The following is a 19,533-nucleotide window of genomic DNA, read 5'->3' on the forward strand; positions in this document are numbered from 1 at the left end:
GCCTCAGCGCATCGTCGGAATGACGAACGAGCTGTCCGAATGCTCCAGCGCCGAGTCCGGCCAGCGGGCCGTCACGGTCTTGGTCTTGGTCCAGAAGCGGACGCCCTCCATGCCGTGCTGGTTGATGTCGCCAAAGGCCGAACGCTTCCAACCGCCGAAGGTATGATAGGCGACCGGCACCGGGATCGGCACATTGATCCCGACCATGCCGACATTGACCCGGGCGGCGAAGTCGCGCGCCGCGCGGCCGTTCTGAGTGAAGATGGCGACGCCGTTGCCGTACTGGTGGTTCGACGGCAGGGCCAGCGCCTCCTCGAACGTCTCGGCCCGCACGATCTGCAGCACCGGACCGAAGATTTCCTCCTGATAGGACGACATCTCCGGCTTCACATGGTCGAACAGCGACGGGCCGATGAAATAGCCCTTCTCGTGACCTTGCAGGCTGAAGTCGCGGCCATCGACGACCAGTTCAGCGCCTTCCTGCACGCCCTTCTCGATCCAGCCCGCGACACGCTCGCGATGCTGAGCCGTGACGACGGGGCCATAGTGGGCGCCCGCGTCGGTCGAGACGCCGACCCGCATCGACGGGATTTCCGCGACCATCCGCTCGCGCAGTTCGTCGGCCGTCTTCTTGCCGACCGGCACCACGACGGGCAGCGCCATGCAGCGTTCGCCCGCCGAGCCATAGGCCGCGCCGGACAGATCCTTGATCACCTGATCCATGTCGGCGTCGGGCAGGACGATGCCGTGGTTCTTGGCGCCACCCATGGCCTGGACCCGCTTATGGTTGGCGGCGCCCGTCTGATAGACATAGTGGGCGATGTCGGACGAACCGACGAAGCTGACAGCGTGAACCAGCGGATGGGTCAGGATGGCGTCGACCGCCGTCTTGTCGCCGTGCACCACGTTCAGCACGCCATTCGGCGCCCCCGCTTCCAGCATCAGTTCGGCCAGACGCACCGGCACTGACGGATCACGCTCGGACGGCTTCAGCACGAAGGTGTTGCCCACCGCGATGGCCACGCCGAACATCCACATCGGGATCATGGCCGGGAAGTTGAACGGGGTGATGCCCGCCACCACGCCCAGCGGCTGACGCATCGAATAGACGTCGATGCCGGGGCCGGCGCCTTGGGTGTATTCGCCCTTCAGCGCGTGCGGGATGCCGCAGGCGAACTCGATCACTTCCAGGCCGCGTTGAATGTCGCCCTTGGAGTCGGCGATGACCTTGCCGTGCTCGCTGGACAGCAGTTCGGCCAGTTCGTCCATCCGCGCCTCGACCAGGCGTTTGAAGTCGAACATGACGCGGGCGCGGCGTTGGGGATTGGTCGAAGCCCAACCGTCAAAGGCGTTCTGCGCCGCCTGGACCGCACGATCGACCTCGCCCGTCGTCGCCAGTTGCACGCGGGCCTGCACATCCCCGGTGTTGGGATTGAACACGTCGCTGAAGTGTCCGGACGCGCCGTCGAAAGCCGCACCGTCGATGAAGTGGCGAATGTCGCGCATGGCCTGGGTGTCCCTGTTGGTTCTTTTGTTGCGGCTATGGCTATCACCCCTGTGCGCGGGTCGATAATGCAAAGTTGCAGGCAACATTCTGCGTTTTTGCAAGATGACTAGACGGCCATGTACGACTGGGACGATCTGCGCATCTTCATCGCTGCGGCGCGCGCAGGCTCTCTGGGCGGCGCGGCGCAGCGGTTGGGCGTCGACGCCGCCACGGTCGGGCGTCGGGTCGCCCGACTGGAAAGCGCGCTGAAATCCACCCTGGTCGTCCGCTCGACCACCGGGCTTCAGCTGACCGCCGCCGGCGCCCAACTGCTCGATATCGGTCTGGAGGCCGAAAGCGCGATGGAGGCCGCCGGCCGCGTGACCCAACCGGATGCGCCTGCCGGCGTCGTGCGCGTCAGCGCGTCCGAGGGTTTTGGCGTCACCCTGATGGCCCCCGCCCTGCCCGCGCTGCGTCTGGCCCATCCGGGTCTAAGGATCGAACTGGCGGCCACCTCCGGCTTCCTGTCGCCGACGCGCCGAGAGGTCGACATGGCGATCACCTTGGCCACGCCACATGCCGCACGCCTGATCGTCGAGCCGCTGACGCCGTATCAGCTGGCCCTCTACGCCTCGCCCGATCACCTTCACCGCAACGGCGTTCCGAAGACCGTCGAAGACCTGAGCCGCTTCGACATCGTCGGCTATATCGACGATCTGATCTATGCACCGGAGTTGCGCTATCTTGACGAGGTCCAGCCAGGCCTCGCGCCCCACGTCGCCTCGTCTTCGATCCGGGCGCAGCGGGAGATCATCGCCGCCGGGGGCGGCGTCGGCGTCCTGCCCTGTTTCCTGGCCGAGGGACTGGTGCGCGTCCTGCCGTCGATCCTGATCGAGCGCCGCTTCTGGCTGGCCACCCACCGCGATGTCCACGACACCGCGCGTCTGCGCACCGTGCGTTCTTGGCTGAAGACCCTGTGCCAAGAACAACAGTCCAGCTTGATGCCATTCTGACTTCAGCAGAGAAATCGAAGTGTGGTGCGCCGCACACACCAGCGCGTTTTTGAAACTTCGGGGAACGGAGGTCTCGTTCAAATCTTAATAGAAGACGAACGAGGCCTGCCATGACACTGACCTTCAGCCTGACATTGATGACGGCCCTGCTGGGCGCCCCGACTGGACCGCTGCTCAAGGACGCGGCCCTTTACAATGCGCCTCAACCCGCCATCGAACGGACCGTCGCGCCGAAGGCAGAGAGCACCGACCGTTTCAGCGTGCGCCTGCGTTGCACCGCCCTGGCGTCGGGCCACGTCACCGATTGCGTCGTGCTGGAAGAAAGCCGTCCGGGCATGGGCTTTGGCGAAGCCGCCTTGGCCTTGATGAACGGCGCCGAAGTCACGCCGTTCATGGATCGCGGCCGCCCGGTCGACGCCCCCTTCGAACGCACCATCGACTTCACGCCGTAGGTCACAGTTCACCCCATATGGAAGGTCCCCGGTTGCTTGCAGCCGGGGATTTTTCTTATTCGGCTATGTGTCGAGGACAATAGCGACTTCCCTCGCCCTTGCCGGGCGAGGGAAAAGCCGGCCTATTGCGCAGGCGCGATGCGCCACACCGTGTTCGACAGGTCGTCGGCGACGAACAGCACACGCTTGTTCCCATCGAACGCGACGCCGACAGGACGCCCGCGCGCCTTGCCGTCTTTCAGGAAGCCTGTGGCGAAGTCCACGGGCTGACCCGCAGGACGACCGGCGTTGAAGGGCACCCAGACGACCTTGTATCCGGACGGGTCCTGACGGTTCCAACTGCCGTGCATGCCGATGAAGGCGCCGTTGGTGAACGGCCCGCCAAAGCCGCCATTCCGGGCGAAGTCCAAGCCCAGGGCGGCGACGTGCGATCCCAGGGCGTAGTCCGGCCGGATGGCCTTGGCGACCATCTCGGGATTCTGCGGCATCACGCGCGGATCGCGGTTCTGGCCCCAATAGCTGTAGGGCCAGCCGTAGAAGGCCCCGTCACGTACCTGGGTCAGATAGTCCGGGACCAGTTGCGGCCCCAGTTCGTCGCGCTCATTGACCACGGACCACAAGAGATTGGTCGTCGGCTCAATGGCCAGAGCCGTTGGATTGCGAATGCCGGTCGCGATGGTGCGCCGCGCGCCGGTCGCCCGGTCGATTTCCCACACCGTAGCGCGCTCTTCCTCGACCGCCATGCCGCGCTCGCCGATATTGGAATTCGAGCCGGTGCCGACATACAGCTTTGACCCGTCCGCGCTGGCGGTCAGGGACTTGGTCCAGTGGTGGTTGATGCGCGAGGGCAGGTCCGTCACCCGCTCGGCGGGCGTGGCGATGCCGGTCTGGCCCGGCTGGAAGGCGAAGCGAACCAGCGCCCCCTGTTCGGCGACATAGAGATAGCCGTCGACATAGGCCAGGCCGTAGGGCGCATCGAGGTTGTCCGCCAGAACCGTCCGCAGTTCGGGCGTGCCGTCGTTGTTCGCGTCGCGCACCAAGGTGATGCGGTTGCCGCCTTTGATCTTGGTGTTGCCCTGCTTCTTGATGACGCCGGCGATCACATCCTTGGGCCGCATGGGGGGTGCGTGGCCGCCCCTTCCCTCGGCGATCAGGACGTCGCCGTTGGGCAGGACCAGCATCTGACGCGGGATTTTGAGATCCGTGGCGAAGGCGCTGATCGTAAAGCCTTGCGGTACCGTCGGCGTCTCGCCGTTCCAGCCTGCCGGTGGGCTGATCTTCATCGGCGGCACCAGCGTCTCGTTGACCTTAGGCAAGTCGGGCGTCGCGCCGGTCTGATTCAGTTTCGGATCGCTGGCGTTGCCGCACGATGCGACCGTCAGGGCCATGGCCAGGGCGGCGCTGGCGGCGAGCAGATTCTTGTTCATCGGACGCTCTCCCGCGCGGCATAGGCGGTCCAGCCGGCGACCAGGACCAGGATTGTGCAGAGGATCGACAGGATCAGACCGAAGGCTCCGACGGAGCTCCAGGCGTCCTGGCTGTGTTTAAAGGCGTTCACCAGCCCCAGAACCCAAGCCAGCGCGAGCGCGACCAGATGCACCGTCGCCTGCCGAGACCGTCCATGGCGCAGACCGACGACGAAATCGAAGATCGAAAACAGGCCAGCGACACCGCCGAACACCAGCGCTCCGGTGATCAGCCAGGCCGAGAAGTTCGTCCACTGGACCTCGGCCGTCTTCAGATAGGCGATGTCGGTGAACAGGGCGAAGGTGAACAGCGCGATCGGAAACGCCAGCAATAGCCAATGCAACGGTCGAACGACCGCATCCTTCAGTCCATGGGTGCTCATGCCAGCCCTCTCCGTAAAGTCTGGCTTGGCTAACCGTCTGAACGGGAAATGGTTCACATCGGCTTGGCGTATCGGCGATGACTAAAGATCGATGCCAGAAAACGAGCGATGGACTGGGCTGCCTGCGCCGAGGAAAGCAGCCCTAATATTTGCCGCCCGCCAGCGGACGGCGATGCTGCGAAACAGCGATAGCCGCCGCCAGATGGTCGGGTAGTGGCGACCCGTTTCAGCGGGCCAAGGCGGCTAGCGAACGTCGATGGACTGGCCGATGCTTTCGGCCAGATCCCGGTCCGCGCCCTCGACGCTGGCGATCCAGACGTGGATTTCCTTGGGGTCCACGGCGCGCTGGAACAGGTGCTCCATCGCCAGACGGCGGCTGCCTTCGGTCACGACGACCGAGGCGCGGCCGCCGGCGCGGACCGTCTCGCCGTCATAGATCGGAAACTGCGACGACGGACCGGCGTAGATCATCAGCAGGGTCTGGTCGCCGCGCTGGACGCGATAGATGTCGGCGTTCGCGCCGGCGCGCGCCGGGGTGATGGTCAGGCCGGTAGGCAGCTGGATGCTGAACGGCAGAGCGGCGATGGCGGCGGCGTTCAAGGCCGCCGGGGCGGGTGCGGCGGCCGGCGGGGTTGCGGCAGGCGCGGTCGTTGTCGGTTGGGGCGCGGTCGCTTGAGGCGCCGTTGTGGTCGGGGCTTGCGTTTGCGGACGTGTCGCGATCGCCGGGCGCGTCGTGGCCGCCGGGCTTTGGCCGATGGGCGGCTGGGTCTGACTCGTGCGCATCGTGGGTGACGCGGCGGGCGCCGGACGCGGCGATGCCGCGGGGGTTTGGCCGATTGGAGGCAAGGCCTGGCTCGTCGCCCGGGCCGGGGCCTGGGTGGGAGCTGCCGTGGAGGCGGAGGGCGGGGTCGCGGAAGGCGGGGCGCTGTTCAAGTCCCGCGTCAGGTTGGAACCGGCGCGCTGCGGCGGAGGCGTCGTCGCCTGTCCGGAAATCACGAGGGCGGCGGCAAGGGCGATCATGGGCATGGCCGGACCATCGCGCGGCCGGAGCGCGACCGCAAGCGCGACCTCACGCCTTCGGCAGCGCGACCCAGAAGGTGGCGCCCTCGCCCGGCGCCGAGATCACGCCGATCGAGCCGCCCTGCAACTCGACCAATCGCTTGGCCAAGGCCAGGCCGACGCCGTGCCCCTCGACCGTCGAACGCTCAAGCCCCAGGCGGTTGAAGGGTTCGAACAACTGCGCCTGCTTCTGTGGCGACAGGCCGGGGCCGAAATCGCTGACCTCAATGCGGACGCAGTCGTCCTGACGAAGCGCACGCAGGACGACACGGCCGCCGGAACCGCCGTATTTCAGCGCATTGCTGGTCAGGTTGGTGATGATCTGGGCCAGACGCTGAGAGTCCGCAACCGCGATCAAGCCATCACCCTCGCACACCACCTCGACGGCGACCCTGTCGGCGTCGGGCCACAGCAGACAGGTGCGGCGCACGTCTTCCAGCAGCCCCGGAATGTCGGTCGGCCGCAGATCGACCCGGACGGCGCCGGATTCGGCGCGCGCCACATCCAGCAGATCGTGGGCCAGGGTTTCGACCTGACGCGCGGTCTTGACCAGCATGTCGGACATCTCGGCCTGCTGGGCCGAGACTGGCCCCAGATGGCCCTGCCGCCACAGGTCGCCAATGCCGATGATGCCGGCGACGGGGCTCTTGATCTCATGGGCGACGTTGGCGAGCAGGCGAGACTTGGCCTCCGAGGCCTTCTCGGCGCGTTCTCGACCAACGCGCGCGCGCTCCGCCAGAAGATCGCGCTCTTCCAGCAACGAGGCCACCAGCAGGACGGGCATATAGCCGATCAGCACCAGCATCTGGGCCATCAGAACCTGATGGGTCAGGTCGCCCTGAGCATAGGGGCCGTTTCCGATCATGGCGCTGCCGACCAGCAGCACGCTCATGACGACGAGGGTGAAGGCGGCGCCCGCGACGCCGAGCCGTACCGCGATGGCCAGCAGAAGCGGCAGCAGGACGAAGCCCATCGGCACGTCGCCCGTGAAGGCGACAAAGTAAAAGACGGGAACAAGGCCGATCAGAACGACGGCCTCGATCAGCTTCTTGGGTTTCAGCAGTCGCGCGAACATCGCAGGCGTCAGCGACATTCCTAGCGAACCCAATACAGCGATGCCCAAGGCGTGACCCAGCCACCAGGTCTGGAACCCCTGCCAAACGATGTCGCCCTGGCCCATCAGCGACAGGATCAGGGTGCTGCACAGGGCGGCGGGGATCGGCGCCAGGACAGCCGCGAAGAACAGGAAGCTGACCGCGCCGTTCAGGCTGGAAAGGTTGAGCGTGGGCGAGAACCGGCGCGCCAGCAGGACAGCCCCGACGATCTCGATCATGTTGGCGATCGTGAAGGCCAGCGCCAGCGGCGGCTTATTGCCGGCGATGATCTCGCCAATCAGGATGCTGACGGTCAGGACGCCGGCGAAGGTGAGGTCGCTGGCGCGGCCCCTGCTCGTGCGCAGCCAGACGGCGACGGCGACGCCGCTGGCGCCCCACAGGCCCGCCACCAGTCCGGCCGAACGGGCATAGGCGATCGCCAGCGCGACCAGGATGGCGACGACGACGCCCGTCAACACCGGGATAAGGGGATTGGGGCCATCCGGGCCGTCGGCGCCGACGGGGCCGGGCCGATGGCCAGCCGCCATCACGCCCTTGACGGGCGCGCTGTGGGGGGCGTCGATGTTGAGCGCGCGGCTCAGGATCATGGACAGGTTCCGACCAATCAGAGGTCGGAATAGGACGACACGGTTCCTAATATCCCCTGAAGTCAGGCCTGCAATTTTTCATTGAAACGCCTGACGGCCTCGGCTGCGCCGTCGGGATGGTTCCAGACCCCGCCGCTGACCGCCACGAAGTCGGCGCCGGCTTGGGCAAGCTCTGCGGCGTTATCGACCGTGATCCCGCCTATGGCGACGCAGGGTGTCTCGACCGTCTCTTGCCACACCGTGAGAATGTCTAGGGGCGGGCGATGCACCGTTTCCTTTGTATCGGTGGGATAGAAGGCGCCGAAGGCGACGTAGTCGGCGCCGCCCTCTGCGGCGTCCCAGGCCAGATCGCGGTCGTCGTGGCAGGTGACGCCGATCATGGCGTCTGGCCCCATGATACGCCGCGCCTCGGCCAGCGAGCCGTCTTCCTGACCGATGTGAACGCCATCGCAGCGGGTGGCCCGCGCCAGATCGGGCCGGTCGTTCAGCAGGACCGCGACATCATGACGCCGCGCAATGGGAGCCAAGACCTCGACCGCAGTACGAAGGGCGGCGTCGTCGGCGGGCTTCAGCCGGATCTGCAAGGCCGCGACATCGCCGGCGGCCAGGGCCTGATCGAGGGTTTGCGCAAAGGCGTTCAGATCGGCGATCACCGGCGGCGTGATCAGATACAGCCGGCAGGGCGGACGCTCGGGGACGATGGGTGTTCGGGCCATGTCCGTCATTGCCTGCCCCCGCGACGATCCGTCAACGGCCCACCGGCAGCTGAGCCATGCGAACGACTTGCAATCGCCTTAAGGACTGCTATAGCGAACCATTCTCAGTCAGTGAAACGTGTAGCGCCTCGTGTACGTCTGCAACTGTAACGGTCTTCGCCAGCGTGATGTCGCCCAGGCCATCGAGGCCGGCGCCTGCCGTCCGCGTGACATCTTCGCGCGCAACCAATGCCAGGCCCAGTGCGCCAAATGTGTCTGCGAGATGCGTCAGATGATTCAGGAAAGCCGCGAAGCGTTCGCACTCGCAGCCGAATAGTTTGCTTCGCCTGCGGCCGACAGTCACTCGCACTCTCAATGCAGTGATAAAAACTCGCAAATAAACAAAGCCCGTTTTACTGTGTTATGGCTGCGCTCGACAGACGGCGATAGCGCCGTGGCGAGACCAAGGACCATGGCCATGAAGGGCGACCCCGCAATCCTGCGCACGCTGAACGCAGTGCTGACCAACGAGCTGACGGCCGTAAATCAGTATTTCCTGCACGCCCGCATGTTCGAAAGCTGGGGCCTCGCGCACCTGGGCAACGTCATCTACGAAGAATCGATCGGCGAGATGAAGCACGCCGACATGTTGATCAAACGCATCCTCTTCCTGGATGGCCTGCCCAATCTGCAAGACCTGCACAAGCTGAAGGTCGGCGAAGATCCGATCGAATGCCTGGGCGCCGACCTGCAACTGGAACTGGACAGCCGAGCCACGACCGCCGCCGCCGTGACCCAGTGCGAGGAAACCCGCGATTACGTCAGCCGTGACCTGCTGATGAAGATCCTGGCCGACACCGAAGAGCACATCGACTTTCTGGAAAACCAGCACAAGCTGATCGAGCTGATGGGCGCCCAGAACTATTTGCAATCGGCGATGAAAGAGATCGTCACCGACGGCGCGGCGACCGGCAACTAAGCTCTGCCTTCTGACGGAACTCCAATCCGCTCCGGCCATTAGCCTGTCAGGGCCAAGCTGGAGCGGACCATGACCGATATCGACGACGCCATCGACGACGTGCGCGACGCCGCCATGGACTTGCTGAACAGCGAGGGCCGCAGCGCCGGCCATGTGGTCGCCGGGATCGCCCTGACCGTAGGCTTCGCCCTGTTGGCCCACACCATCGCCTCGGGCGCGTTGAAGCCCCGTCGCAACCTGAAACAGGTGCGCGACAAGGACCTGCCGATCACCGAAAAGCCCAAGGGAGCCTTCAGCCTGATCCTGCCGGCGGTGTTTTCGGCGACGACTCTGTCTGCCGTGCGCGTCTGGAACGCGCCTCCGCAAAAGGAACGGACCCGCGCCATGGGCCTATGGGTCGCGGCCCAGACGGTGAACGCCGTCTGGCTGGGCCTGCGTCCGTCGTCGATGGCGCGTCAGGTGGTCGCCGCCATGTCGTCGGCGGGTCTGGCCGCCGCCTTCGCCCACGAAGCGCGCAAGCTGGACGAAGGAGCCGGCAAGATGGCGGCGCCGCTAGGATCAGGCGTGCGGTTCGGAAACTTCCTGCACCGCAAGGCCGACGACGCGTCGGGCGGACGCACCCTGCATTAGGTTGCGTCGCCTTGCCCTTTATCGGGGCTTCCTCTAGGGATCGCGCCCTATTCGCCTCGCCCCGAACGGTGCGAGGGCGCAACTCCATTTCCGATGTGACCCCATGAAGATCAACGGCAACACCATCAAGCCCGGCATGGTCCTGCAGCACAATGGCGGCCTGTGGGTCGTCACCAAGGCCAGCCACGTCAAGCCCGGCAAGGGCGGCGCCTTCGCCAACGTCGAGGCCAAGAACCTGGAGACCGGCAACAAGCTGAACGAACGCTTCCGTTCGGAAGACAAGGTCGAGCGCGTGACGCTGGAACAGAAGGACTTCTCCTATCTGTTCGACAACGGCGACAGCCTGGTCTTCATGGACGACACCACCTACGAGCAGATCGAACTGCAAAAGGACTGGGTCGGCGAAGAGCGCATCCCCTATCTGCAAGAAGGCATGAAGGTCGTCATCGAGATGCACGAAGAGCGTCCGATCGGCCTGGAGCTGCCCGATCAGGTCGTGCTGGAAGTCGCCGAGACCGAGCCGACCGTGAAGGGCCAGACCGCCTCGTCGTCCTACAAGCCCGCGCTGGCGTCGAACGGCGTGCGCATCATGATCCCGCCCTATATGTCGGCCGGCGAGCGTATCGTCGTCGACACGACCAGCGGCGAATACGTCCGCCGCGCGGACTAACAGACCACGCTAAAGCGGCCCCTCGCGGGGCCGTTCCTTTCTGAACTTCTCCGACTGTCCGGCTGCGGCTTTGAAGGACTTTCGGACCAGGAGATTCCCCGATGGCCCTCGCCTCCGCCCTGCTCCAAGTCATGACCGATGCGGTGCGCAAGACCGCCCGCCCGATGCTGCGCGACTTCGGCGAAGTCTCCCAGCTTCAGGTGTCGAGGAAGGGCCCCGGCGATTTCGTCACGGCCGCCGACCTGAAGGCCGAAGACACGCTCTACGAACTGCTGATGAAGGCCCGCCCCGGCTATGGCTTCCTGGGCGAGGAACGCGGCATGATCGAGGGGACGGACAAGTCCCACACCTGGATCGTCGATCCGATCGACGGCACCACCAACTTCATGCACGCCATGCCCCACTTCGCCATCACGGTGGGGCTGGAGCGCCGCGCGCCGGACGGGTCGAGCGAGATCGTCGCCGGCGTGACCTACAACCCCGTCATGAACGAGCTGTTCTGGGCCGAAAAAGGCAAGGGCTGCTATCTGAACGACCAGCGCATCCGCGTCGCCGGCCGTCGTGACCTGTCCGAAAGCCTGATCGCCACCGGCCTGCCCTTCATCGGCAAGTCGGGCCACGCCCAGTCGATCAAGGACCTGCACGCCGTGGGCCAACGGGTCGCCGGCATACGCCGCCTGGGTTCGGCCGCGCTGGACTTCGCCTGGGTCGCCGCAGGCCGCTACGACGCCTATTATGAGCGCAATCTGAAGCCCTGGGACGTGGCGGCGGGCATCCTGTTCGTCACCGAGGCCGGCGGCCGGGTCACGACGATCGAGAACGACGGCGATCCCAAGACGGGCAAGTCGATCCTGGCGTCGAACACCGAACTGCATCCGCACCTGCGCAAGGTTCTGCAGGGCTCCTGAGGCTCGCTTCTGTCTCTTCCCCGCTTGCGGGGAAGTGGCGCGGCGCTTCTTCAGCGCCGTGACGAAGGGGCTCTTGCCTGATCGCCAGCGGCCGGTGGGGCGTCAAGAACCCCTCCACCGCTTCGCGGTCCCCTCCCCACATGTGGGGAGGAGACGGTCATCGGCCTGTCGCGCCCCTGCCCTATCCAAGACGGATGATCCGTTTCATCCTGTGCGGCCTCGTCCTTCTGACCGGAACGCCCGCCCTGTCACAGCTTGGCGCCCAGCCCCTGATCATCGCCCATCGCGGCGCCTCCGGCGAACGGCCCGAGCACACGCGCGCGGCCTATGAGTTGGCGATCGAACAGGGCGCGGACGTGATCGAGCCGGATCTGGTGCTGACCAGGGATGGCGTCTTCATCGATCGGCATGAGAACGAGATCGGCGGCACGACGGACGTGCGCGACCGGCCCGAGTTCGCAGGCCGTCGGACGACCAAGACCATCGACGGGGTCGAGACCACCGGCTGGTTCACCGAAGACTTCACCCTGGCCGAGTTGAAGACCCTGAGCGCCAGGGAGCGGTTACCCGCGTTTCGACCGGGCAGCGCCGCCTATGACGGTCAAGAGCCGATCCTGACCTTTGATGAAGTCGTCGCCATCGCGCGCGAGGCCTCGGCGCGGACCGGGCGGACAATCGCCGTGGCGCCGGAGCTGAAACATCCGACCTATTTCGCCGAAATCAGCCTGCCGATGGAGGACGGTTTCGTCGCTGAACTGGAGCGGCTGGGCCTGACGGGCGCCGACGCCCCGATCATCATCCAGTGTTTCGAGGTCGGGCCGCTGGAGCGGTTGGCGACGCGGATCGATGCGCCGCTGGCTCAACTCGTGGCGGCCAAGGGCGGACCGGCGGACCGAGCGGACGTGACCTATGCGCAGATGATCACGCCCGAGGGGCTGAAAGCGATCGCCGCCTACGCCGAATGGGTCGCGCCGGAGATGACATTGGTCCTGCCGCGCGACGCCGAAGGCCGCACGACCGCGCCGAGCACCCTGGTCGCCGACGCCCACGCGGCGGGCCTCAAGGTCGTGGTCTGGACCCTGCGGGCCGAGAACGCCTTCCTGCCGGTCGAGCGACGCAGAGGCGACGACCCGGCCGGGCACGGCGACATGGCCGGCTATGCCGCAGCCTTCGCCGCAACTGGGGTCGATGCGCTATTCAGCGACTTCCCGGATCTGGCGCGGACCACGGCGCCCTAGTTGCGGAACTGAAGCTCGGCGAGGCGGGCGTAGAGGCCGCCCTGGGCGACGAGTTGCTCATGGGTGCCCTCTTCGACCACGCGGCCGTCGTCCATGACGACGATGCGGTCGGCGCGAAGGACGGTGGCGAGGCGGTGGGCGATGACCAGGGTGGTGCGCTCCTCCATCGCCTGATCGAGGGCGACCTGAACCAGGCGTTCGCTTTCGGCATCGAGGGCGCTGGTGGCCTCGTCCAGCAGTAGGATGGGGGCGTCGCGGACCAGGGCGCGGGCGATGGCCAAGCGCTGGCGCTGGCCGCCCGACAGGCTCTTGCCGCGCTCACCGAGCGGGGTGTCGAAGCCCTCAGGCAAAGCGTCGATGAAGCCAAGCGCCTGAGCCTTTTCAGCGACGGCGCGGGCCTCTTCCAGGGTTGTGTTCTCGCGGCCGAAGCGGATGTTTTCCAAGGCCGAGCCCGAGAACAGCGGCGTCTCCTGCGACACCCAGGCGAAGCGATCGCGCACGGCGACGGGATCGGCCTGGCGCACATCGACGCCGTCGACCGAGACCATGCCGGTCTGCGGATCGTAGAAGCGCAGCAGCAGGCGGAAGACCGTGGACTTGCCGGCGCCGGACGGGCCGACCAAAGCGACCGTCTCACCGGGGCGTACGGTCAGGCTGAAGCCCTTCAAGGCCGGAAGGTCGGGGCGGCCGGGATAGGCGAAGCCCACGGCCGACATCGACACCTCGCCGCGCGGGGGCGTCGGCAGGGCGGTGGCCTGGGGCGGCGGGGCGATGCCGGCGACGGCGCGCATCAGCTCCTCGATCCGCTCCATGGCGCCGGCGGCCTTTTGCACGTCGCCCCAGCTTTCGCCGAGCGCGCCAACGGCGCCCGCCGCGAAGACGGACAGCAGAACGAACTGAAGCAGGGCGCCGGGCGTCATGGCGCCCTTCACCACGTCCTGGGCGCCCAGCCACAGCACAAGGGTCACGCCGCCGAACATGACAACGATGATCAGGGCGGTCATCCAGGCGCGGGCCTGCATCCGCGTCAAGGAAGCGTTGAAGGCGTCCTCGACCGCCGCGCCGAAGCGGGTGATGGCGCTCTGTTCGCGGCCGAAGGCCTGGACCGTCTCAATGGCGTCCACGCTTTCGCCGGCGAAGCCGACGGCGTTGGCGAAGCGGTCCTGGGACGCGACAGTCAGTTTGCGCACCTTGCGGCCAAAGATGAAGATCGGCCCCAAGAGGAAGGGCACGATCAGCAAAACGAAGCCGGTCAGCTTGGGGCTGACGAAGAACAACAGGGCGACGCCGCCGATCAGGGTCAGGAAGTTTCTGAGGGCGTAGGAGATCGAGGTCGTCATCAACGTCTCGACCAGGGCGATGTCCGTGGTCAGGCGCGACAGCACCTCGCCGGTGCGCATATGGGCGTAGAAGGACGGGTCCAGCGTCAGGATGCGGCCGAACAAGCCCTTTCGCACATCGGCGATGACGCGCTCGCCCGTGCGGGTGACGAAATAGTAGCGGGCGGCGGTCGCCAGCCCCAGGAACAGGGCGTTGGCCCCCAGCAGCAGGAACCAGATGTTCAGATTGGCGCCGCCCGCCTCGAACCCATGGTCGATGGCCCCGCGCGCCAAGGCGGTCAGGCCCAGCGAGGCGGCGGTGGACAGCAGCAGCCAGAACACCGCCATCAGGGCATGACCCTTGTGGCGCATGGCAAAGGGAATCAGTCGCGCCAGCGGGCGGATGTCGCGGCGCTTGGCGCGCTTGGCGCCCGCTTCGGACATCTGGTCGGCCAGAAGGGCGCCGGCGCTGGGCCTCCCCTCCAGCGACGCCATGCCCGAGGCGCGGTTGGCGGAAGGGGCGGAGGCGGCGGCTTGATCGGTCATTTCGCCCGCCTCTTGCCCCGGAACGCCCCCCGGTGTAAACGCCGCCCCTCATTCCCGCCGGGCCTTTCCCTAAAAAAGGATTGGTGGCGGGTTTCTCATTTCACGCGCACGGACGGTCGGCATCGTCACCGCGCAGAGACCGGACGACGACCATGAAGGCGGATACCCATCCCGACTACCACTTCATCACCGTGGTGATGACCGACGGCAGCACTTACCAGACCCGTTCGACCTACGGGAAGGAAGGCGACAAGCTGGCCCTCGACATCGATCCGTCGACGCACCCGGCCTGGACGGGCGGCAACGCCCAGCTGATGGACCGCGGCGGTCGCGTCTCGCGCTTCAACAACAAGTTCGCCGGCTTCATCAAGAAGTAAGCGCGTCCTGGCTGCGACATCTCGCAGCAATCGGAACACCAAGAGCGTCGGTCGCAAGGCCGGCGCTTTTTGTTTGGTCGGAACACCGATAATGTGGGGGCGTTCGGGTACCAGGGGCGTCGGCCACGCTGGCCGAAGCGATCGAAGAAGCGGAAGACTATGAATAGACGGCAACTGGGTCTGGGCGTCGCGACGGCGGCCATGACCCTTGGCTCGGCGGCGCGCGCGCAGCAGGTCTTCGTGCAGCGCGGACCGGAGGCGACCGCCTTCTACAACAGCTTCAACGACCAGATTTCTCGTCTGCCCGAGACTCAGCAGGCGGATGTGCGCGCCTTCTATGAAATGAACGGCTGGCGGCCGGTGTGGAACGCCGACCGGGTGCGGGCCTTGAACACCGTCGCGGCCGGCGCCAATCGCCATGGTCTGGCGGGCTCTGACTATTTCGACTTCGTGGGACTGGCGGCCGATCCGGCGAGCGCGGACCTGCGGACCACGGCGGCGGCGCTGGCCTATGCCCGCGTCCTGGCCGAGGGCAAGGTGCGGCCGGAGACGGTTGAAGATCTTTGGGAAATGCAGAAGAACCGTGTGGACCTGCCGCGCGGTCTCAGCGATGCCCTAAGCCGCAACGTGCTGGGCCAATGGTACGACGGCCTGGCGCCCACCGACATCGGCTATCAGAACCTGTCGGCCGGCTATGTCCGCTATCGCCGTCTGGCGGCGCAGGGCGGCTGGCCCCGCTTCACCCAGGGCGCAACCATCGAGCCGGGCAACAGCGATCGCCGCATCCCCGCCCTGATCGACCGCCTGACGGCCGAAGGCGACCTGTCGGCCGCCGACGGCGCGCGGCTGAAGTCGCAGGGCCTGGTTTACAACGCCGAACTGCAACGTGCGGTGCAAAGCTTCCAGAACCGCCATGGCCTTGGCGCAGACGGGCGGATCGGCGCAGGCACCCAGCGCTCGCTGGGCGCCTCGGCCGAAGATCGTGCGCGTCAGATCGCGCTGAACCTGGAGCGCCGTCGCTGGCTGAAGCGCGAGGTCGCGCCCGAGCGGATCGAGGTCAACACCGCCGCCGCCATCATGGTCTATTGGAAGGACGGCAAGCCGGTTCACTCCAACCGCGTCGTCGTCGGCTCGGCCGAGAACCAGACGCCCAGCCTGGAGAAGCCGTTCGCCTCGGTCGTGGCCAATCCGCCCTGGTACGTGCCGGCCGGCATCGCGCGCCGCGAAATCCTGCCCAAGGGGCCGGGGTATCTGGCCGCCAACGACATGTATGTGAAGGACGGCACGGTCATCCAGCGCGCCGGTCCGCGCTCGGCGCTGGGCTATGTGAAGTTCGAGCTGCGCGACAGCTACGCCATCTTCCTGCACGACACGCCGTCGAAGGCCGCCTTCAACCTGTCCACGCGTCAGCGCAGCCACGGCTGCGTGCGGGTGCAGAATGCGGTGGAGTTCGCGCGCCTGCTGCTGTCGCCCGATCCGACCAAGCTGGCCCAGTTCGACACGGCCCAGGACACGCGCGAGACGACGCGCGTGACCACCGGCCGGGAAATCTCGGTGCGTCTGCTGTACTGGACCGCCTTCGTGGACGGTCAGGGTCGGGTGGCGTTCCGCGAGGACGTCTATGGCCGCGACGACAAGCTGGCGCAGGCGCTGGGCATCGGCGTCAACCTGCCCAAGCCCATCGACGATGGCCGGGCGGACGCCAACGACGTCGGGCCGTAAAGGGGGCGATCAGCCCCTGAAGGCCGCCTCGAGCATGCCCATCTGGCTGAGAACCGGGTTCTCCGGGGCCTGATCCTGATCGTCGGCGTACATACGGCGATCCAGATACAGGGTGCGGTCGAACAGCTTTTCCGATCGCACGAGGTATTCGATCAGGGCGATCGGCAACTCGGCGTGGCTGGGCTCGGCGTCGATGCGGCGCTCGTTCAGGCGATAGCGCGGTTCGCAGGCGGTTTCCGGCGACATGTCGTCTTCGCGCACGGCGCGCTGGACCAGGAGCCAGGAGGCGATCTGCATCAGGCGGGTGGTCAGCTTCATGCTCTCGGCCGCATAGGCCAGGGCGGCGGCGCGCGACAGCATCTTGGAATCGCGACGGCCCTCGCCGTCCAAATAGGCGGCGGTTTCTTCGACCAGTTCCATGCCTTCGCGGAAGGTGCGATCGAACAGCTCGGACCGGGCGAAATCGCGAACGGTGCGGCTGCGGTCAGCGGGGGACGGAGCGGAGGTCATTTGAGCATTGATCATCAGAGAAGGTCGGGTCCGTCCTGCAATCGGCCCCTGGCGGCGCCGTTCGCACGAAAGATGCAACGCTCATGCCATGCCAGCGGATCATTCGCGATCACGAACCGAAGTTGAACAGGGCGTCAGCGGCGTTTTTCTTGGAGCGTTTCGTCTCGATCGCGGCGCGCGAGCGCGCGATCTCGGCCTCAAGCGCGGCGATCCGCTCCTGCAAATCCTCGACGGCGTAAACATCCAGATCTTCGCGTGACAGAGCCCGCAGCGGTTCACCGCGTTGCGGGCGGGGTTCAAGATCTTCGAACATCGTCGCCTTCCTTTCGCGCTGTCATGGCCAAGGCGGTCCACGGTCCCTATCTGAACGCCCGGATACGGACGAATGCAAGGCGAGTGCGATGCGCGTGATCGAAATCGAAGGCGGTTCCGGACCGGTCGAGGCCCTGAAGATCGCCGAACGGCCCGATCCCGTGGCGGGGCCGGGTCAGGTGCTGATCCGGGTGCGGGCGGCGGGTGTGAACCGGCCGGACCTGCTGCAACGTACCGGCGCCTACCCCCCTCCTCCAGGCGCATCGGACGTTCTGGGGCTTGAGATCGCCGGCGAGATCGACGCCGTCGGAGAGGGTGTGACGCGCTGGACGGTCGGCGACCGGGTCTGCGCCCTGCTGGGCGGCGGCGGCTATGCGGAGTTGGCCGTGGTCGATGCGCGTCATGTCCTGCCGATCCCCGAGGGTCTGGATTACGTGCAGGCGGCCGTGCTGCCGGAAACCGTCTTCACCGTCTTCGCCAATGTGTTCGAGGGCGGCGCGTTGAAGGCCGGCGAGACGTTGCTGATCCACGGGGCGACCAGCGGCATCGGCGTCACGGCCATCCAGATGGCCAAGGCGGCCGGCGCCCGAGTGATCGCGACCTCACGCGGGGCGGACAAGGCCGCAGCCGCCAAGGCGCTGGGCGCGGACATCAGCCTGGACGCCAAGAGCGATGATCTGGAGGCGCAGATCCGCGAGGCGGGCGGCGCGGACGTGGTTCTGGACATGGTGGGGCGCGACTACGCCGCCCTGAACCTGAACAGTCTGAATGCGGGCGGGCGTTGGGTGGTCATCGCCTCCCTGACCGGCCCCAGGGTCGAGATGGATCTGCAGCGGATCATGCTGAAGCGATTGACCCTGACGGGATCGACCTTACGCAGCCGCCCGGCGGACGAAAAGGCGCGTCTGACCGCGGCTGTCGAGGCGACCGCCTGGCCGTGGGTCGCCTCCGGCAAGGTGAAGCCGCCGGTTCAGGCGGTGTTCGCGTTGGAGCAGGCGGCCGATGCGCACGCCGAACTGGAAGCCGGCGGGCACATCGGCAAGATCGTGCTGAGCGTCTAGTAGCGCCCGCCACGCACGGGGCGCAGCGACGAGATGTTGTCGTTGAAGCCGCCGTTCAGGAAGCGGACATCGCCTTCGACGATGCGGCAGCGTCCCCGGAACTCGGCGTCGGTGCAGACTTCCCAGCGGCCTTCGACGCGCATCGAACTGATGCGGTCATTGAATGGGGTGCGGCCCAGGTTGCGGTCCTCGCTGGTGAACTCACGCGAGGCGCCCCGGAAGTTGGCGTCGTCATAGACGGTGATCGAGGACCGACCCCAGCCGCCGCCATTGCCGCCGCCCCATCCCCCTTCGCCTTCCCACTGACCTCGCACCGGGCCACAGACCAACAGACCATTTTCGTTCGCGATGTCGAAGCGGCCGCAGCGACTGTAGTCCAACGAGCTGGCGCGACGATCCCGACCGCCGCCCTCGCAACGGGCGAACAGGCGACCGCCGCGCACCGAGGCGTCCGTGCAGCTTTGGCGATAACTGCCTTGGGGCGCGCGGCCGGCGCCAGCGCCCCAGTCTGGACCGCCGTTGCCGGGCCCCCAGCCGTCGCCGGGACGGCCGGGCTGGCTGTCTTCATAGTCGCCACGGAACCGCCCGCAGACCAGCAGGCCGTTGTCATTGTTGATCTCCTCGCCGCCGCAGCGGTTCAGCTCGATCGACGTGCCGCGCATCCGACCGCGCGTATCGCGGCAATCGGCATAGAGACGACCGCGATTCACATAGGCTTCCGAACACGACTGGGTATAGCCGCCGCGCGGGGCGACGCGTTGCTGCGCATAGTCCTGGCCCGAAGCCATCGCTGCGGCCAGAGCCGCGCCAAGCAGAATGGACATGGTGGTTCTCCTCTCCCGAAGCTGAAAAGCTTCATTACCGCGAAGGTTGCGTCAGGGCGGATGAACCGTTGCTGTATGGGATTGTCGCTCAGCGTTTTCTTTTGTGTCGAATAGGCCTATATCGGCATCATACGCGCCCGGTCGAAAGGCCGGGCGCCGTCGTATCCAACGCCAGCCGAAG

At 66.5% G+C, this 19,533-nt stretch carries 21 protein-coding genes; 11 read left to right on the forward strand and 10 right to left on the reverse strand.

All coding sequences use genetic code 11. The annotated features are described in order from the left end of the window. Positions 1-3 precede the first annotated feature (3 nt). Positions 4-1,506 (reverse strand): CoA-acylating methylmalonate-semialdehyde dehydrogenase, encoded by a 1,503-nt coding sequence (locus tag ASF31_RS12660; protein ID WP_055754977.1) that lies wholly within the window; start codon positions 1,504-1,506, stop codon positions 4-6. 117 nt (positions 1,507-1,623) lie between these two features. Here ASF31_RS12660 and ASF31_RS12665 point away from each other — a divergent pair, with 117 nt between their 5' ends. Together ASF31_RS12665 and ASF31_RS12670 are read left to right on the forward strand one after the other, a co-directional pair. Next, on the forward strand, positions 1,624-2,499 hold the full coding sequence (locus ASF31_RS12665) for a LysR family transcriptional regulator (RefSeq protein ID WP_055754978.1): 876 nt from the start codon (positions 1,624-1,626) through the stop codon (positions 2,497-2,499). A 110-nt stretch (positions 2,500-2,609) separates the two neighbouring features. Next, positions 2,610-2,951: a TonB family protein gene (locus ASF31_RS12670; RefSeq protein WP_055754979.1), complete on the forward strand. Its 342-nt coding sequence runs from the start codon at positions 2,610-2,612 to the stop codon at positions 2,949-2,951. A gap of 122 nt (positions 2,952-3,073) precedes the next feature. On the opposite strand, the gene ASF31_RS12675 is transcribed toward ASF31_RS12670, so the two are convergent. From ASF31_RS12675 to thiE, 5 genes are all read right to left on the reverse strand, one after another. After that, on the reverse strand, positions 3,074-4,378 hold the full coding sequence (locus tag ASF31_RS12675) for a sorbosone dehydrogenase family protein (protein WP_055754980.1): 1,305 nt from the start codon (positions 4,376-4,378) through the stop codon (positions 3,074-3,076). Next, complete coding sequence (locus ASF31_RS12680; RefSeq protein WP_055754981.1) at positions 4,375-4,800, reverse strand: DUF2231 domain-containing protein; 426 nt, start codon at positions 4,798-4,800, stop codon at positions 4,375-4,377. Before ASF31_RS12680 ends, ASF31_RS12675 begins: the two co-directional genes overlap by 4 nt. A 243-nt stretch (positions 4,801-5,043) precedes the next feature. Further along, entirely contained in the window at positions 5,044-5,583 is a 540-nt protein-coding gene (locus ASF31_RS12685; RefSeq protein ID WP_156356049.1) for a hypothetical protein, read from the reverse strand. A 286-nt stretch (positions 5,584-5,869) separates the two neighbouring features. Further along, positions 5,870-7,561 carry a HAMP domain-containing sensor histidine kinase gene (locus tag ASF31_RS12690; protein WP_055754983.1) on the reverse strand — a complete coding sequence of 564 codons (1,692 nt, stop codon included), beginning with the start codon at positions 7,559-7,561 and terminating at the stop codon, positions 5,870-5,872. 62 nt (positions 7,562-7,623) lie between these two features. Next, the gene (gene thiE / locus ASF31_RS12695) at positions 7,624-8,277 is read right to left on the reverse strand and encodes a thiamine phosphate synthase (protein ID WP_055755039.1); all 654 of its coding nucleotides are present in this window, start codon (positions 8,275-8,277) and stop codon (positions 7,624-7,626) included. A 130-nt stretch (positions 8,278-8,407) separates the two neighbouring features. Between thiE and ASF31_RS12700 the strand changes: the two genes are divergently transcribed. The 6 genes from ASF31_RS12700 to ASF31_RS12725 all read left to right on the forward strand — a co-directional run bounded on the left by ASF31_RS12700 (position 8,408) and on the right by ASF31_RS12725 (position 12,681). Then, positions 8,408-8,593 (forward strand): bacterioferritin-associated ferredoxin, encoded by a 186-nt coding sequence (locus ASF31_RS12700; protein WP_017504559.1) that lies wholly within the window; start codon positions 8,408-8,410, stop codon positions 8,591-8,593. A gap of 141 nt (positions 8,594-8,734) precedes the next feature. Next, positions 8,735-9,235 (forward strand): bacterioferritin, encoded by a 501-nt coding sequence (bfr, locus tag ASF31_RS12705; protein WP_026108332.1) that lies wholly within the window; start codon positions 8,735-8,737, stop codon positions 9,233-9,235. Positions 9,236-9,304: 69 nt separating this feature from the next. Continuing rightward, positions 9,305-9,865 carry a tryptophan-rich sensory protein gene (locus tag ASF31_RS12710; protein ID WP_055754984.1) on the forward strand — a complete coding sequence of 187 codons (561 nt, stop codon included), beginning with the start codon at positions 9,305-9,307 and terminating at the stop codon, positions 9,863-9,865. A 103-nt stretch (positions 9,866-9,968) separates the two neighbouring features. Continuing rightward, entirely contained in the window at positions 9,969-10,535 is a 567-nt protein-coding gene (gene efp, locus ASF31_RS12715) for an elongation factor P (RefSeq protein ID WP_055754985.1), read from the forward strand. A 101-nt stretch (positions 10,536-10,636) separates the two neighbouring features. Continuing rightward, positions 10,637-11,443: an inositol monophosphatase family protein gene (locus ASF31_RS12720; protein WP_017504555.1), complete on the forward strand. Its 807-nt coding sequence runs from the start codon at positions 10,637-10,639 to the stop codon at positions 11,441-11,443. Between the two features lie 194 nt (positions 11,444-11,637). Further along, positions 11,638-12,681, forward strand: a complete 1,044-nt coding sequence (locus ASF31_RS12725; RefSeq protein WP_055754986.1) for a glycerophosphodiester phosphodiesterase — start codon at positions 11,638-11,640, stop codon at positions 12,679-12,681. Here the strand turns inward: ASF31_RS12725 and ASF31_RS12730 are convergent. Next, on the reverse strand, positions 12,678-14,546 hold the full coding sequence (locus ASF31_RS12730) for an ABC transporter transmembrane domain-containing protein (protein ID WP_055754987.1): 1,869 nt from the start codon (positions 14,544-14,546) through the stop codon (positions 12,678-12,680). The genes ASF31_RS12725 and ASF31_RS12730 overlap by 4 nt on opposite strands. A gap of 152 nt (positions 14,547-14,698) precedes the next feature. Here ASF31_RS12730 and rpmE point away from each other — a divergent pair, with 152 nt between their 5' ends. Both rpmE and ASF31_RS12740 read left to right on the forward strand, forming a co-directional pair. Then, the gene (gene rpmE, locus ASF31_RS12735) at positions 14,699-14,923 is read left to right on the forward strand and encodes a 50S ribosomal protein L31 (RefSeq protein WP_017506001.1); all 225 of its coding nucleotides are present in this window, start codon (positions 14,699-14,701) and stop codon (positions 14,921-14,923) included. 159 nt (positions 14,924-15,082) lie between these two features. Then, positions 15,083-16,645, forward strand: a complete 1,563-nt coding sequence (locus ASF31_RS12740) for a murein L,D-transpeptidase (RefSeq protein WP_055754988.1) — start codon at positions 15,083-15,085, stop codon at positions 16,643-16,645. A 9-nt stretch (positions 16,646-16,654) separates the two neighbouring features. Here ASF31_RS12740 and ASF31_RS12745 read toward each other — a convergent pair whose 3' ends face one another. Beyond that, a complete protein-coding gene (locus tag ASF31_RS12745) occupies positions 16,655-17,155 on the reverse strand; it encodes a DUF1465 family protein (RefSeq protein WP_055754989.1) in 501 nt (166 codons plus the stop codon). A gap of 109 nt (positions 17,156-17,264) precedes the next feature. Then, on the reverse strand, positions 17,265-17,468 hold the full coding sequence (locus ASF31_RS12750; protein WP_055754990.1) for a DUF1192 domain-containing protein: 204 nt from the start codon (positions 17,466-17,468) through the stop codon (positions 17,265-17,267). A gap of 88 nt (positions 17,469-17,556) precedes the next feature. Between ASF31_RS12750 and ASF31_RS12755 the strand changes: the two genes are divergently transcribed. Then, positions 17,557-18,528 carry an NAD(P)H-quinone oxidoreductase gene (locus ASF31_RS12755; protein WP_055754991.1) on the forward strand — a complete coding sequence of 324 codons (972 nt, stop codon included), beginning with the start codon at positions 17,557-17,559 and terminating at the stop codon, positions 18,526-18,528. Here ASF31_RS12755 and ASF31_RS12760 read toward each other — a convergent pair. Next, entirely contained in the window at positions 18,525-19,352 is an 828-nt protein-coding gene (locus ASF31_RS12760; RefSeq protein ID WP_055754992.1) for a beta/gamma crystallin-related protein, read from the reverse strand. The genes ASF31_RS12755 and ASF31_RS12760 overlap by 4 nt on opposite strands. Between the last annotated feature and the right edge of the window lie 181 nt (positions 19,353-19,533).

The sequence above is a fragment of the Brevundimonas sp. Leaf280 genome (genome assembly GCF_001422455.1).
Classification (GTDB): domain Bacteria; phylum Pseudomonadota; class Alphaproteobacteria; order Caulobacterales; family Caulobacteraceae; genus Brevundimonas.